This is a genomic window from Mesorhizobium sp. M00.F.Ca.ET.216.01.1.1, assembly GCF_004010325.2.
Classification (GTDB): Bacteria; Pseudomonadota; Alphaproteobacteria; order Rhizobiales; family Rhizobiaceae; genus Mesorhizobium.
Window position 1 is genome coordinate 89,029 of sequence record NZ_SADR02000022.1, and the last position, 13,678, is coordinate 102,706.

The 13,678-nt window shown below is 63.8% G+C and carries 17 protein-coding genes; 9 read left to right on the forward strand and 8 right to left on the reverse strand.

Annotated features, from left to right (window positions below; translation table 11 throughout):
• Positions 1-95: 95 nt before the first annotated feature.
• From EN859_RS25510 to EN859_RS25540, 7 genes are all read left to right on the forward strand, one after another.
• Positions 96-1,379: an MFS transporter gene (locus EN859_RS25510; RefSeq protein WP_127855291.1), complete on the forward strand. Its 1,284-nt coding sequence runs from the start codon at positions 96-98 to the stop codon at positions 1,377-1,379.
• 144 nt (positions 1,380-1,523) lie between these two features.
• Positions 1,524-2,705, forward strand: a complete 1,182-nt coding sequence (locus tag EN859_RS25515; RefSeq protein WP_127855290.1) for a cell wall hydrolase — start codon at positions 1,524-1,526, stop codon at positions 2,703-2,705.
• A gap of 266 nt (positions 2,706-2,971) precedes the next feature.
• Positions 2,972-3,370, forward strand: a complete 399-nt coding sequence (locus EN859_RS25520) for an AtpZ/AtpI family protein (RefSeq protein WP_127855289.1) — start codon at positions 2,972-2,974, stop codon at positions 3,368-3,370.
• A 69-nt stretch (positions 3,371-3,439) separates the two neighbouring features.
• Positions 3,440-4,198, forward strand: coding sequence for a F0F1 ATP synthase subunit A (locus tag EN859_RS25525; protein WP_127855288.1), 759 nt, complete (start codon positions 3,440-3,442; stop codon positions 4,196-4,198).
• An 82-nt stretch (positions 4,199-4,280) separates the two neighbouring features.
• Entirely contained in the window at positions 4,281-4,505 is a 225-nt protein-coding gene (locus EN859_RS25530; RefSeq protein WP_127855287.1) for a F0F1 ATP synthase subunit C, read from the forward strand.
• Between the two features lie 99 nt (positions 4,506-4,604).
• On the forward strand, positions 4,605-5,198 hold the full coding sequence (locus tag EN859_RS25535) for a F0F1 ATP synthase subunit B (protein WP_127855286.1): 594 nt from the start codon (positions 4,605-4,607) through the stop codon (positions 5,196-5,198).
• 10 nt (positions 5,199-5,208) lie between these two features.
• A complete protein-coding gene (locus tag EN859_RS25540) occupies positions 5,209-5,700 on the forward strand; it encodes a F0F1 ATP synthase subunit B (protein ID WP_127855285.1) in 492 nt (163 codons plus the stop codon).
• Between the two features lie 123 nt (positions 5,701-5,823).
• Here the strand turns inward: EN859_RS25540 and EN859_RS25545 are convergent, their stop codons facing one another.
• Positions 5,824-6,528 (reverse strand): ribonuclease HII, encoded by a 705-nt coding sequence (locus tag EN859_RS25545; protein WP_127855284.1) that lies wholly within the window; start codon positions 6,526-6,528, stop codon positions 5,824-5,826.
• A 157-nt stretch (positions 6,529-6,685) separates the two neighbouring features.
• The gene (locus EN859_RS25550; RefSeq protein WP_127855283.1) at positions 6,686-7,840 is read right to left on the reverse strand and encodes a PA0069 family radical SAM protein; all 1,155 of its coding nucleotides are present in this window, start codon (positions 7,838-7,840) and stop codon (positions 6,686-6,688) included.
• A 149-nt stretch (positions 7,841-7,989) separates the two neighbouring features.
• Here EN859_RS25550 and EN859_RS25555 point away from each other — a divergent pair, with 149 nt between their 5' ends.
• Both EN859_RS25555 and EN859_RS25560 read left to right on the forward strand, forming a co-directional pair.
• Complete coding sequence (locus EN859_RS25555; protein WP_127855365.1) at positions 7,990-8,493, forward strand: glycosyltransferase; 504 nt, start codon at positions 7,990-7,992, stop codon at positions 8,491-8,493.
• A gap of 298 nt (positions 8,494-8,791) precedes the next feature.
• Positions 8,792-9,766, forward strand: coding sequence for a hypothetical protein (locus EN859_RS25560; RefSeq protein ID WP_127855282.1), 975 nt, complete (start codon positions 8,792-8,794; stop codon positions 9,764-9,766).
• A gap of 50 nt (positions 9,767-9,816) precedes the next feature.
• On the opposite strand, the gene moaB is transcribed toward EN859_RS25560, so the two are convergent.
• The 6 genes from moaB to EN859_RS25590 form a co-directional block, all read right to left on the reverse strand.
• Positions 9,817-10,374 carry a molybdenum cofactor biosynthesis protein B gene (gene moaB / locus EN859_RS25565; RefSeq protein ID WP_127855281.1) on the reverse strand — a complete coding sequence of 186 codons (558 nt, stop codon included), beginning with the start codon at positions 10,372-10,374 and terminating at the stop codon, positions 9,817-9,819.
• Positions 10,361-11,257, reverse strand: a complete 897-nt coding sequence (locus tag EN859_RS25570) for a 4-(cytidine 5'-diphospho)-2-C-methyl-D-erythritol kinase (RefSeq protein WP_189502235.1) — start codon at positions 11,255-11,257, stop codon at positions 10,361-10,363. Before EN859_RS25570 ends, moaB begins: the two co-directional genes overlap by 14 nt.
• 26 nt (positions 11,258-11,283) lie before the next feature.
• A complete protein-coding gene (locus EN859_RS25575) occupies positions 11,284-11,469 on the reverse strand; it encodes a hypothetical protein (RefSeq protein ID WP_127855279.1) in 186 nt (61 codons plus the stop codon).
• Positions 11,470-11,551: 82 nt separating this feature from the next.
• Positions 11,552-12,415, reverse strand: a complete 864-nt coding sequence (locus EN859_RS25580; protein ID WP_127855278.1) for a S49 family peptidase — start codon at positions 12,413-12,415, stop codon at positions 11,552-11,554.
• Between the two features lie 86 nt (positions 12,416-12,501).
• Entirely contained in the window at positions 12,502-13,302 is an 801-nt protein-coding gene (locus EN859_RS25585) for a methyltransferase (protein WP_127855277.1), read from the reverse strand.
• Entirely contained in the window at positions 13,302-13,526 is a 225-nt protein-coding gene (locus EN859_RS25590) for a DUF2007 domain-containing protein (protein WP_127855276.1), read from the reverse strand. Before EN859_RS25590 ends, EN859_RS25585 begins: the two co-directional genes overlap by 1 nt.
• Positions 13,527-13,678 lie beyond the last annotated feature (152 nt).

The window sequence follows — 13,678 nt, forward strand, 5'->3', positions numbered from 1 at the left end:
CGATATTCAGGACAAAGCTACGGCGGTAGAGATAACGCGTCAAGGCCGGACACAGCCGGTCGCTCCAAGGAATCGAGTCTCCAAGGAATCGAGGAATGTCAGCTGCCGCTACCGACCTGAATTGCAAACCGGGCATCACCGCCGCTCCAGCTGGTGCGCCGGCACGTCGCGCCAATCATCGCTGGAAGGTGCTGGGCATCGCCGTCGCCGCCAATGCCTGCTTTTCCGCGACCTTCTCCGGCATCCCGACGACGGCGGTGTTCATGCGCTCCGGCTATCATCTCGGCAATGGCGAGCTAGGCCTGGTTCTGGGCTTTCTGGGGTTGGGTGTTGCGCTGAGCGAACTGCCGTGGGGATTGTTGACCGATCGCTGGGGCGATCGCCGCGTGCTTTTGACCGGGCTCGGCGCGACTGCGGCATGGCTGCTTCTCATGACCCTTCTCGTCGTCCCCACATCGGCATATGTGCCGGGTGTCATGCTCCTGGCTGCAAGCCTGCTTGTCACCGGATTGCTCGGCGGCAGCGTCAACGGCTCAAGCGGGCGCGCCATCATGGCCTGGTTCCGCGAGGGCGAGCGCGGCTTTGCCATGAGCATCAGGCAGACGGCGGTGCCTCTCGGCGGCGGGCTCGGCGCTCTCACCTTGCCGTCGCTTGCTTCCGCGTATGGCTTTGCGGCGGTCTTCGGCTTTCTGGCTGCGGCGTCCGCGGTTTCGACGTTTTTCGCCTGGCGCTGGCTGCACCAGCCGCCGGCTCATGAAGATGCTGACCACGCCGTCACGGCAGCGCCGGCCGGCCCGGCACCATTGCGCAATCTCGACGTCTGGCGCATCGCAACGGCCATCGGCGTGCTCTGCTTCCCGCAAGTGGCGGTGCTCACCTTCGCTTCCGTCTTCCTGCACGATTTTGGCGGCATGGGAACGACAGTGATCAGCGCCAGCCTGGCCGCGGTGCAGGTCGGCGCCATGGTGATGCGCGTCTGGAGTGGCCGCTTCACCGACCGTCGCGGCAACCGCCGGTCGTTCCTGCGCCTTTGCAGCCTCCTCAGCGTGGCTGCTTTCACGGTTCTCGCGGCGCTCGTCCTGGCATCCGCCATCATGCCCGCGCCGATGCTCTCGCCGGCCATCCCCGTGGTTCTGGTTGTTGCCGGCGTCTGTGTTTCTTCCTGGCACGGTGTCGCCTACACCGAACTTGCCACGCTTGCCGGCGCAAGCCACGCCGGAACGGCGCTCGGCCTTGCCAACAGCTTCGTCTTCGTCGCGTTCTTCCTGGTGCCAATCGCCATTCCGGGGCTTCTCGTCCTCTGGTCGTGGACGGGCGTCTGGCTGGCTGCTTCTATTTGCGCGCTGATAGCCTGGCCGATCTTTCTTCGACCTGCCTGATTTTCTGCGGCTTGTTCGGAACGAAAAAGCACCTGACTTCCAGATCAACATTAAAAAAACACGATCGAACCCGTTAACGCCCCATCAAGGTTAATGCATCATTGTGCCTCTCCAGTGGGGTCCGTTGCGTTTCTGGAGAGTTCCGTGCATCGACGTGTTTTGACGCGGCTTGTCGCCGCCGCCGGTGAGAAAAAACGCTTCCTGTCTCCGCTCATTATCGGTCTGTGCATCTGGGTCGGCTTTCCCTCGGTCGTTGCCTACCAGGACATGGCCAGCCTGGTCTCCGGCCTCGAGGCGCCGAACGCCCGCTGGAACGCCTATGTCGAGAAATCCGTCGCCGGTTCGGTCCATGCCGCCGAAATGCCTTTCATCGATACCATGGCCACCGGCTCGATCTCCGGCTCCGGCGTTCGTCTGCCCGGCATCGGCGCAGTGTCGTTTCGCGGCAAGGGCAATGTCGCGGGCAGCACGCCAGACGAGAACCGCATCATGCGTGCCGACAAGAAGGGCCGCATCATCCACATCTCGCCGGTGGCGCCGCCGAAGAACTTCAACGCCGGCTCGATCTTCGAGCGCACCTCCTCGCTGCTTCGCCCTAGCATGGACAGCGGGCTGAGACTGGCCTTCGCCAAGCCCGAGATCAAAGGCAAGGAGATCCAGATCGCCCAGGCCTTTCACATCCGTGAGGACAAGGAGCCGGATCCCGGAGTGCCGGCCATGCTGGCCTCGCTGGTCAACAACGACCACCCCGACGTGCTGGCCACCGCCTATGCCCAGGCCGAACCCGACTATGCCCAGGCCTCGCCCTTCGAGGCCCTGCTGCAGGACGAACAGCCGAACAGCGGCCGCTTCATTCCGCCGATGGGCAAGGGCGATCACTCGTGGGTCCAGAACCCGCTGCCGGCGAGTGTCTTCTCGGAACCCGAGCAGGTATGCCTTGCCAAGGGCATCTATTTCGAGGCGCGCGGCGAATCCGTGCGCGGCCAGGCTGCCGTTGCCCAGGTCATCCTCAACCGTGTCCGCAATCCGGCCTATCCGAAGTCGATCTGCGGCGTCGTCTATCAGAACGACAACTGGTTCAACCGCTGCCAGTTCTCCTTTGCTTGCGACGGCAGGAAGAAGCGCATCGACAATCCCGCCGCCTACAAGACCGCCCAGGATGTCGCCATGGCGGTCACTGCCGGCAAGATCTTCATTCCGGAAGTCGGCTCGTCGACCCATTATTACGCCAACTATGTCCATCCGGGTTGGGCGCGGACGATGCAGAAGATGACCAGGATCGGCCTGCATATCTTCTACCGCACCTATGGCGGCGGCTGGAGCTGAGCACTCCGCCAGAAGCGTTCAGTCCCAGACGGAAAGGCTCCGATAGCTGCAGATCGAAGACCCGTCGCCGGACGGATTCGGGCCGTGCGCCGATGCAGCCGTGCCGGGCACGATGTCGCACCTTGCCAACTTATTGATTCTATTTGAAAAAATACATAGGTTTGAAGTTCCGTCCGTGGCTTGACGGGCGCGGACCCTCTAACTATGTTGCCGGCGACTTCAGAAGCGGACGGACGGTGACGGTCTGACCGGGCAGGGGGGTTACGATGGCCGACAAGAACGGGCCAGACGGAACCGGAGAAACCGGCCGCGGCAAGCAGCGCCAAGCCGACATCCGCGACGACGATCTTGAGCGCCGCCGGCGCGACCTTGAGGCATCGCTTGCGACAAGGCGGCCGGACCGGCTCGAGGGGAAAGACGACGCGAAAGCGGGCAGTGCGGCCGGTTATGGCCAGGCCCTCAAGCTATCCAGCGAGTTTATCGCCGGGATAGTGGTGGGCGTGGCCCTGGGCTGGTTTTTGGATCGTGTGGCGGGAACCTCGCCGTGGGGTCTGATCGTGGGCCTGCTGCTGGGTTTTGTCGCCGGCGTGCTCAATGTCCTGCGTTCGGCGGGGCTTGTGGCTGATTTCGGACAGGGCGACAAACCGCGCGATCCGAAGGAATGAACCGAGGCGCTGTTACAGGCGCAACGAACAGGACACTAAGGCCGCACGCGGCTTTGATGGGGATGTACAGTGGCTGCTGACAAGGTCGATCCGATCCACCAGTTCCATATCGTCAAGCTGATTCCGATCAACATCGGCGGCTATGATCTGTCCTTCACCAATTCTGCGCTGTTCATGGTCGCCACCGTGGCTGTCGCATCGGCGTTCCTCTATCTCACCACCTCGAGCCGCAGCCTCGTTCCCGGCCGCCTGCAGTCGGTTTCGGAAATGGCCTACGAGTTCGTCAGCAACATGTTGAGGGACGCAGCCGGAACGCAAGGGTTGAAATTCTTCCCCTTCGTGTTTTCGCTGTTCATGTTCGTGCTGGTCGCCAACCTGCTCGGCCTGTTTCCTTATTTCTTCACCGTCACCAGCCACATCATCGTCACCTTTGGCCTCGCCGCGCTGGTGATTGGAACCGTCATCGTTTACGGTTTCATGAAACACGGCGTCGGCTTCCTGAAGCTGTTCGTGCCGCATGGCGTTCCTGTCTTCCTGCTGCCGCTGGTGGTGCTGATCGAGGTGATTTCCTTCGTATCGCGCCCGGTCAGCCTCTCGGTTCGTCTGTTTGCCAACATGCTGGCCGGTCACATCACGCTGAAGGTGTTCTCGGGATTTGTCGTCAGCCTGAGCGCGCTCGGCGCGGTCGGCGTCGCGGGCTCGATCCTGCCGCTGGCCATGGCGGTGGCGCTGACGGCGCTTGAACTGCTGGTCGCCTTCCTGCAGGCCTACGTCTTTGCCGTTCTGACCTGCATGTACCTGAACGACGCGCTGCATCCGGGGCACTGACCCAGGGCACTGACCAAGAGTTTCCGGCATTGCCGCCGGATGGAATAGCAACGGAATTTTTAGATCCAAAGGAGTTGAATAAATGGACGCAGAAGCAGCAAAGTTCATCGGTGCCGGCATCGCTTGCCTGGGCATGGGTGGCGCGGGCATTGGTCTCGGCAACATCTTCGGTAGCTACCTGGCGGGCGCACTGCGCAACCCGTCGGCCGCGGATGGCCAGTTCGGCCGCCTGATTTTCGGCTTCGCCGTCACCGAAGCGCTGGGCATCTTCTCCCTTCTCATCGCGCTACTGGCCCTGTTCGGCTAAGCTCCCTGCTCGGCCAAGCCCCCGTTCGGCTGGCCATTGGGAAAGAATTGCACAGGCCGGCCGCGATCCCGCGGCAGGCCTGAATTTCGGGGATAGTCCATGTTCGTGACATCTGCCTTTGCACAAGAGTCCGCGCCCGCCGTCGAAGGCGCCGGCACGGAAGGGCAAACGCATTCCGGCACCAGCGCCCCTGCCGAGGCGCACGGCGCCTTCCCGCCATTCGATCCGGCGACCTTCCCGTCGCAGCTTCTGTGGCTGGCGATCACCTTCGGGCTGTTCTACCTGTTCCTGAAGCGGGTGGTGATGCCGCGCGTTGGTGGCATCATCGATGTCCGCAACGATCGTATCACGCAGGATCTCGATCATGCCGACCGGTTAAAAAAAGAGGCTGACGCCGCCGTTGCCGCCTATGAGCAGGAATTGGTGGAAGCCAAGGCCAGGGCCAATACGATCGGCCAGCAGGCCAATGACGCCGCCAAGGCGGAGGCCGAGGCTGCCCGCAAGAAGGTCGAGGCTGAGCTCGACCAGAAGCTTGGCGAGGCCGAGGCGCGCATTTCTTCCATCAAGGCCAGCGCCATGAAGGAAGTCGGCACGATTGCCGAGGATACTGCTTCGGCCATTGTCGAGGCGCTTGTCGGCGGCAAGGCCAACAAGGCCGAGATCGCGGCCGCGGTCAAATCCGTGGCCCGGTGAGGAGCGCATCATGGACGCCACATCTCTCGCAACGCTTTGGGCCACGGTTGCCCTCGTCATTTTCCTGGCCATTGCCGTCTACATCAAGGTGCCGCGGCTGATCGCCAAGGCGCTCGACGCCCGCGCCGCCAAGATCAGCGATGAGCTTGAGGAAGCCCGCCGGCTGCGCGAGGAGGCCCAGCAGTTGCTCGGCCAATACCAGCGCAAGCGCAAGGAAGCCGAGCAGGAGGCCGCCGCTATCGTCGCTGCCGCCAAGCGCGAAGCCGATCTGCTTGCCGCCGAGGCGCACAAGAAGACCGAGGACTATGTTGCCCGGCGCACCGCACTAGCCGAGTTGAAGATCGGCCAGGCCGAGCGCGAGGCGATCGGTGAAGTGCGCGCCAGCGCCGTCGACATCGCCGTTGAAGCCGCGCGCGCGCTGCTTGCCGGCAAGATCGACGCCAAGGCCAGCGCCGACCTGTTCAAGGCCTCGCTTCAGGACGTGAAGTCCAAGCTCAATTGAGCCGACGGTTCTACTGAGCCAATCATCGAAAAAGCCGCCCGGAAACCTGGCGGCTTTTTTGCAGGCAAGGCTCTGATTTCTCGGGTAGCAACGCTGGCCCGCGACGCGGCCGGATTGGGCGTTTCAGAGCAAAGGATTCTCGAGTTCCAGCTCTTCCTCGTCCAGCACTTCGGTGCCGCCAAGCCTGAACGGCGCAAAGGAGGCGCGGTGCAGGCGCGCCACCGGCCCGTGGGCCTCGATCGCCGTACGATGGCGAACCGTGGCATAGCCCATATGCATCTCGAAGCCGTAACGGTCGTGGTGGCTGCCGCAGCCGCACATCATGCGATCACGCATCACCTTGGCGACGATCGAGGCTGCGGCGATCGACTGCGACCGTTGGTCGCCCCTGATCAGCGCACGCCCGGCGCAGGGCAGCCCCGGCGGCACGTCGCGGCCGTCAGCCAGCGCCAGCTTCGGCTGCACCGACAGGCCGACCAGGGCGCGACGCATCGCCTCGAGGCTGGCCTTGAGGATATTGCTGCCGTCGATGCCCTCGGCGCTGATCGAAGCCATCGACACGCCGAAGGCCGACCCGAGGATTTTGAAGAACAGCGCCTCGCGCTGCAGGTGGGTGAGGCGCTTGGAATCGTCGAGGCCTTCAGGAATGTTGGCGGGATCGAGCACCACCGCCGCCGCGACGACCGGCCCGGCGAGCGGCCCGCGGCCGGCCTCGTCCATCCCCGCCACTGGCCACAGGCCTTCGGCCATCGCCTTCGTCTCGAAGGAGAAATCGGGTTTCTCGACGATTTCGAAGAGAGGCGGAGAATCAGAACGCGCGCGAGCCATGTTGCGGCGAGGTTCGCATCGGTTCCGATTCTCCGCAAGTCCCTCCGGGGCGGGTGGGGCGCCGGACCGGGAGGGCACCGTCTGCAGGCCGGGGACAGCCGGACGGGATTCTTATTCATGCGCCGGCCGCATCAGCCGGCCGCCACGGAACACCCTTTCAAAGTAGCATCAACTGCTCGGTTGCGTTCGCAGCGGCTACGAACTGGTCGGTGCGAAGTGACCGCCGCTCGGCGTTGAGGCCAAGCCGTTTGGCGGCAATCTCGAAGCGCCGGCCGATCTGCCAGGCATAGGGGCCGGAGCCTTTCATGCGCTTGCCCCATTCCGAATCGTAATCCTTGCCGTCGCGCATCGAGCGGATCAGCGACATGACGTGTCGGTAGCGGTCCGGATAGTGGCGCAACAGCCAGTCCTTGAAGATCGGCGCCACCTCCAGCGGCAGGCGCAACACGACATAGCCGGCCTCGCGCGCGCCCGCTGCCCGCGCCGAATCGAGGATGCGCTCCATCTCCGGATCGGTCAGGCCTGGGATGATCGGCGCGACCATGACCGAGGCCGGAATGCCGGCATCCGAAAGCTGCCTGATCGCTTCCAGTCGCTTGGTCGGCGTCGACGCGCGCGGCTCCATCGTTCTGGCCAGCATGCGATCGAGCGTCGTCACCGACAGTGCCACCTTGGCCAGCCCGCGTTCGGCCATCCGCGACAGGATGTCGATGTCGCGCGCCACCAGCGCGGACTTGGTGACGATGCCGACCGGATGGCCGCGCGCCTCCAGCACTTCGAGGATCTCGCGCATGATCCGGTACTGCTTCTCGATCGGCTGGTAGGGATCGGTGTTGGTGCCGATGGCGATGGTACGCGGCTGATAACCGGGCTTCGACAGTTCCTTGTCGAGCAGCCGCGCCGCATCCGGCTTGGCGAACAGCTTCGATTCGAAATCCAGCCCCGGCGATAGGCCCATGAAGCTGTGCGTCGGCCGCGCGAAGCAATAGACGCAGCCATGCTCGCAGCCGCGATAGGGGTTGATCGAGCGGTCGAAGGAAATGTCGGGCGATTCGTTGCGGGTGATGATGGTGCGCGGCCTCTCGACCTGCACCTCGGTCTTGAACGGTGGCAGTTCCTCCAGCGAATTCCAGCCGTCGTCGAACACATGCCGGCTGACCGGTTCGAACCGGCCGGACGGATTGATGCCGGCCGAGCGGCCGCGATTGCGATCCGGGCGGACGCGGACGCCGCTCTGCTCGATCATCGCATTCGCCATCTCAGCTCTTCCGGCCCCGAAAGCCGCAATGTCGGCACGCACGATCTGTTCCATTTTCGCCCTCTCCCACGGACTGTCGGCTGGCTGTCGAATCGCTCTGTTCATGAAACTATTCCTATTTTGCCGGTGAGAACAAAGCAAGAACTTTTTATGGTGCGATGCAAAACTGGCGCTGCGCCCGGCTTTCCGCTATTCGGCTAATGATGCTCAGCGTTCTCATTGAAACCCTGAATGACGAAGAAGGCCTTGCCCGCACGCTCGCCTCACTGGTCGGCGGCGCGGTCGAGGGCGTGGTGCGCGATGTCGTCGTCTGCGACACCGGCTCTACCGACCAGACGCACCGTGTCGCCGAACATGCCGGCTGCCATTACGTGATGGGCAGCATTACGGCCGGCATCAGGCAGACGAAGGGGGAATGGCTGCTTGTGCTGGAGCCGGGTGCGCGGCTGGCGGAGGGCTGGATCGATGAGGTCGTCGCCCATACGGCCAAGCAAACCATGCCGGCGCGGTTCTCGCGGGCGCGCGGCAGCCGCGTGCCGTTCCTGTCGCGGGTCTTTTCGGGAAACCGGGCGCTGGCCGAAGGGCTGGTGATCAGCAAGCGTCAGGCTACAGCCTTGTCGAAGAACGCCCGCAGCGCCGAAGCCCTCGCCCGCGGCCTTGCGACCAAAAGGCTTCACGCCGAGATCTGGGTGGCGCCGACGAAGTGATCTCGCCGTCTCCCGTCACTAAGCGGAGCGAAGCGGCGGGCGGACCAGAGCGGCACCAGAGCGGCGTGCAGATAAAATTGATGCTGCAGCGGATATCGCCCGCTTGCCTGCCGTTCAGGCACTCGGCTGTATTTTGAAGAGCTCGGCGATTTTGCTACAGCTTGTCAGTTATTGTGCATTGCACAAAATCCGACGCGCGGTTAGCATTCTTGCGATACGGGTAAATTAGGCTTGGGTAATGGCGGAGCGGTGAGCAACCGACTCTTCGCCGGTGTTGCATTCATATCTGAGGACCCCGATGACCCTTCCAAGCCCTGACAAATCCGGCGCTGCAAGCCTCGAGGCGATCGCGCGAAACGGCAGCCTGCTGCGTCGCATCGCCGTGCGCATTCCGACTTATCTGTCGGACCTTCGCGAGAATCCGGCATGGCTGCCGATGTTCATGCTGGCGCGCACCATGCCGGCACGGCGGATGCACTGGCGCGGTGCAAAACCGGTTCGGCCGGGACAGAAAGCCCGTGAAACCATGTTTGCCGGCGTCGATCGTCAGGACGCTGTCGATGCGCTGCGGCTGGATGGGCTTTTTTCCGGGCTTGTCCTGCCGGCATCGATCCATGAGGAGATCGCCAGTTTCGCCGAGCGCACGTCGTGCTTCGGCAATTTCGATCGCCGTCTCGAGTTCTTGCCGACGGAGCATGCGCAGGCTGAGGCCCATTTCGGCCGTCCGTTGCTCAGCGGACATTTTTTCGAGCGCATCCTCGACTGCGATGCGGCACTCGCCGTGCAACGTGATCCCCTGCTACTCGACATTGCCGCGCACTATCTCGGCAGCCAGGCAAAGCTGATCACGACCCGCGTCTGGTGGAGCTTTCCGACCGGTGCGGCCTCGGACGCCGACAAGAACCTTGCTTCGCTCGGCAAATACCATTTCGACCTCGACGACTGGCGGATGCTGAAATTCTTCTTCTATCTCAAGCCGGTCGATGAGGGCACCGGTCCGCATGTCTATGTCCGCGGCAGCCACAACCGTCGTATCCTGAAGCATCAGCTGACCCTTCTCGTCGGCCATCCCGCGGAAGAGGTCTTGGACGTCTATGGCGAGCAGAGCCCGGTCATGCTGACCGGCGAGGCCGGTCTCGGCTTCGTCGAGGACCCGTTCGGGTTCCACATGGGCACCGTGCCGACGCGCACGCCGCGGCTGATGATGGAAGTCGGCTTCGGCGTTTCGCCGCCCTCGCGCCGGCGCTTCCATGGCGAGCCAGTCATTCGCTGATTTGGCCCCCTAAGAAGCTCGATAGCCTCTCTCCCGCAAGGCAATCCTGTCTAACCGGTCTTGGCGCCGCCGCGCCGCAGATGCTCGTCCAGCCGCGGCATGATCTCGACGAAATTGCAGGGCATGTGGCGGTAGTCGAGCTGCGGCTTCAGGATGCCGTCCCAGGCATCCCTGCAGGCGCCGGGCGAGCCCGGCAGCACGAAGACGAAGGTGGCGTTGACGACGCCACCGGTCGCCCGGCTCTGGATCGTCGAGGTGCCGATCTTGGCGTAGGAGATGCGGTGGAACACTTCGGAAAAGCCGTCCATGCGCTTTTCGAAGATCGGTTCCAGCGCTTCCGGTGTCACGTCGCGGCCGGTGAAGCCGGTGCCGCCGGTGGTGATGACGACATCGATCGCTTCATCTTTCGACCAGCCCAAAACCTTGTCGCGGATCTTTTCCCGGTCGTCGGTGACGATGTCGCGTGCGGCCAGGATATGGCCGGCTTCCGCGATCCGGTCTGCAAGCGTCTGGCCGGATTTGTCGTCGGCAAGGCTGCGCGTGTCGGAAACCGTCAGTACCGCGATACGCACGGGAATGAACGGACGGCTCTCGTCAGTCCTGGCCATGTCGGTCCGCCTCCGATGTCATGCTTCGCGTCGCGGCGACGAACCAGTCGGGATGGCGGCTGCGGATATCGACGGCGGCGCGCTTGGCTACATTGCCGGTCTCGAACAGTCCGAAGCAGGTCGCGCCGGAACCCGACATTCGGGCGAACCCCGCCCCGGCCTTGTTCAACACCGAAAGCGCCTTGCCGATGGCAGGCTGGATCGCGCGGGCCGCAGGCTCGAGATCGTTGCGCGTGGTCTCCAGCCAGTTGCGGATGCTGTGGAAATCGATGCTGCGCGGTAATGGCGGCAGTCCTTCGTTGTCGCGACTGGCAAGCGCGTTGAACACCTCGGCCGTGGAGACGGCAATGCCGGGATTGACGAGAACCAGCCCGAGTGCCGGAAAGCCCGGCACGGTCGACAGCTCGTCGCCAATGCCACGCGCGATCAGCGGCTTGGCCGCGAGGCACATCGGCACGTCGGCGCCGAGTGAAAGGCCGATCCGCGCCAGTTCGGCATCGTCGATATCAAGTTCCCATGTCTGGACCAGGCCACGGAGCACGGCTGCAGCGTCGCTCGAACCGCCACCGACGCCGGATGCAACCGGCAGGTTCTTTTCGAGCCTGATGGCGACAGGCGGCGTCTGTCGGAGACCGGCTTCCCGTCGCAGCGCGTCGCGCGCTGTCACCACCAGGTTGCTGCCGTCGAGCGGGACTGCGGACGCATACCGGCCCGATACGGAAAAATCGTCGCGGTCGGCAAGCTCCACCTCGACCCTGTCGCCGAAGCGCGTGAACACCGCCAGGCTTTCGATCGTGTGGTAGCCGTCGCCGCGCCTGCCGGTGACATGCAGCGCAAGATTGATCTTGGCATGCGCATGCTGCGTCCGGGCCTCGGAATTCAATGTGTCGGCCGCAAGGGAGATGATGGTCAGTCCTTGGCCAAACGGTATTCGCCGGTCTTCGGGTCCTTGACCAATGTGCCCATCGTGCCGTTGGCCGCCTGCTTTTCGGTGCGCCGTATCTTGGCCGTCACGCGCTCCGCTTCCCTGACGAAGGAGCGATAGCCGATATAGGCCAGCACGCCGACGGCGATGAAGAAAATGATCTGTGGCATGTCAAACTCCTCCCTCGCAAAGCCGGCAAAGGCGGCCGGTCGGGTCGGTCAAGCTCTTAAGCTAAACGCTTTCACCAGTTTTTCAAAGCCCGAAGCGTGCCCACAATGCGCGTTCTTCCGCCGCATCGATCAGGCCGCTGGCGGCAGCAGCGGCGATATCGGGCGCCGAAAAGCCCTTGCTCGAGCCGAACAGGCCGAAGCGGCCGAACAGGCCGCGCGGCGCCGTGATCAGCTTGAGCTGGGTTTTTGCCCCGAAGCGGTTTTTCAGCACGCTGCGCATATCGCCGAGCGCATCGACAAGGCCGAGTTCCAGCCCTTTCTTGGCGGTCCAGAACAGGCCGGTGAACAGGTCCGGATCATCCTTGAGCTTCGTGCCGCGCCGCTCCTTGACCAGGTCGATGAAGGTCTCGTGGACCTCGAGCTGCAGCGCCTTTAGCCGCTCGACATCTTCCTTCTTCTCGGGCTTGAACGGGTCGAGCACCGCCTTGTTCTGGCCGGCGGTGTGGACGCGGCGCTCGACGCCGATCTTCTTCATCAGCTCGGGAAAACCGAACGAAGCCGATACCACGCCGATCGAACCGACGATGGATGATGGGTCGGCAATGATCTCGTCGCCGGCGACCGCTATCATGTAGCCGCCCGAGGCCGCCACGTCCTCGACGAAGACCAGGACCTTCCTGTTCTTCTCTGCCGCCAGGTCGCGGATGCGCCTGAAGATCAGCCGCGACTGCACTGGTGAGCCGCCCGGCGAATTGATCGAGATGGCGACGGCGGGGGCATCGAAGGAAAACAGCTTTTCAATGAGGCCGGCGGTTGACGCCAGCGACAGGCTCGGACGCAACTGGCCGCCGCCGGCCATGATGGTGCCGTGCAGCCGGATGACCGGGATGGTGACGACGCTGGAGCGCAAGGACTTCGGCAGCAGGCGATTGAAAAAGCGTTTCACGAGGGACTGTCTCCGGTCATTAGCTTGAAAGCATGTAGGGATTCACCGGCCAACGGCAATGCCGCGACGCCGGCTGGGAAAAGGGATCAGTCGCCAAACAGTGATGCCAGCCCGTTGTTGATCATCTCGGCCCGTTCCGAAGGGCCGTTGCCCGATTGCGCATGCAGCAGCAGTGGAGGGCGGATCGACAGTTTTCCGCGTGCCCCGAGCGCTGCCCTGACGACGATACGGATTGCCGCTGCCTCGGGGCGGGGGTGGACGGCAAGCATCTCGGCGTCGCCGAAGCGGCCCGATATCGCATCGAGCAGGACGCTGAGCTGCTCCGGCCGGGCAATCACGGCGAGCTCGCCGCGCGGCCGGACCACCGCGGCAGCGCTTCTGATCCAGCTGTCCAGCAGCCCGTCCTCCATGACATGCGCTTCCTTCCTCAGCCGGTCGGGCGTGGCGCGATCCTCGGCGGCGTTGAAGGGCGGGTTCATGATGACGAAATCGAAGGACTTGTCGGCAAGGCCGGCGACCGTTCGTGCCCGACCCGACAGCGTGACATCGGCGGTAAGCACCGAGGCACGATTGCCGAGATGCGCATTGCCGGGATGGGCAAGTGTCGTCGCGGCGAAGGCCGCCATTTCCGGGGAGCGTTCGACGAGCACCGCCTCGGCGTCCGGGCAGCGCGACAGCACCGCCAGGCCTGCGGCACCGGCGCCAGCGCCGAAATCGGCGAGGCGACCGGCGAAGGAGGACGGCACGGCGGCTGCCAGCATCATGGCATCCATGCCGGCGCGATGGCCGGCCTGCCTCGGCTGCACCAGCCAGAAGCGCCCGCGATGGAAGGCATCGACCGTGTGGGCCGGCGTGTCCGGAACAAGAGCGGCGCGCGAAGCAGACATTATCTCTGGCGAATTTCGTTGGCGATGCCGGCATCGGTCAGGATGCGCCGCGCCGCATCGGCCTGCTCGGCGTCGACCATGATGCGTCGGGGCAGGATGCCGATCGAACCGTCGAGCACGCTCATGTTCTGATCGGCAACGAAACAGCCGATGCCGGCATCGCGCATCAGCGACTCGACAAAGGAGATGATCACGGCGTCGTTGGTGCGGATGAGCTCTATCATCGGATGAAACTCGCAGGTTGCAGCGTTGATGTAAACGTGGGTGGCTCCCCTCGCCAGCCTCTCCGCGCCAATTCGCCTCTTGCCGTGCCCGTGGGTGCCGCCCTAGAGTTGTAACGGGACCGGGGTGCCGTCGTTCGCGTGACATTAGGACG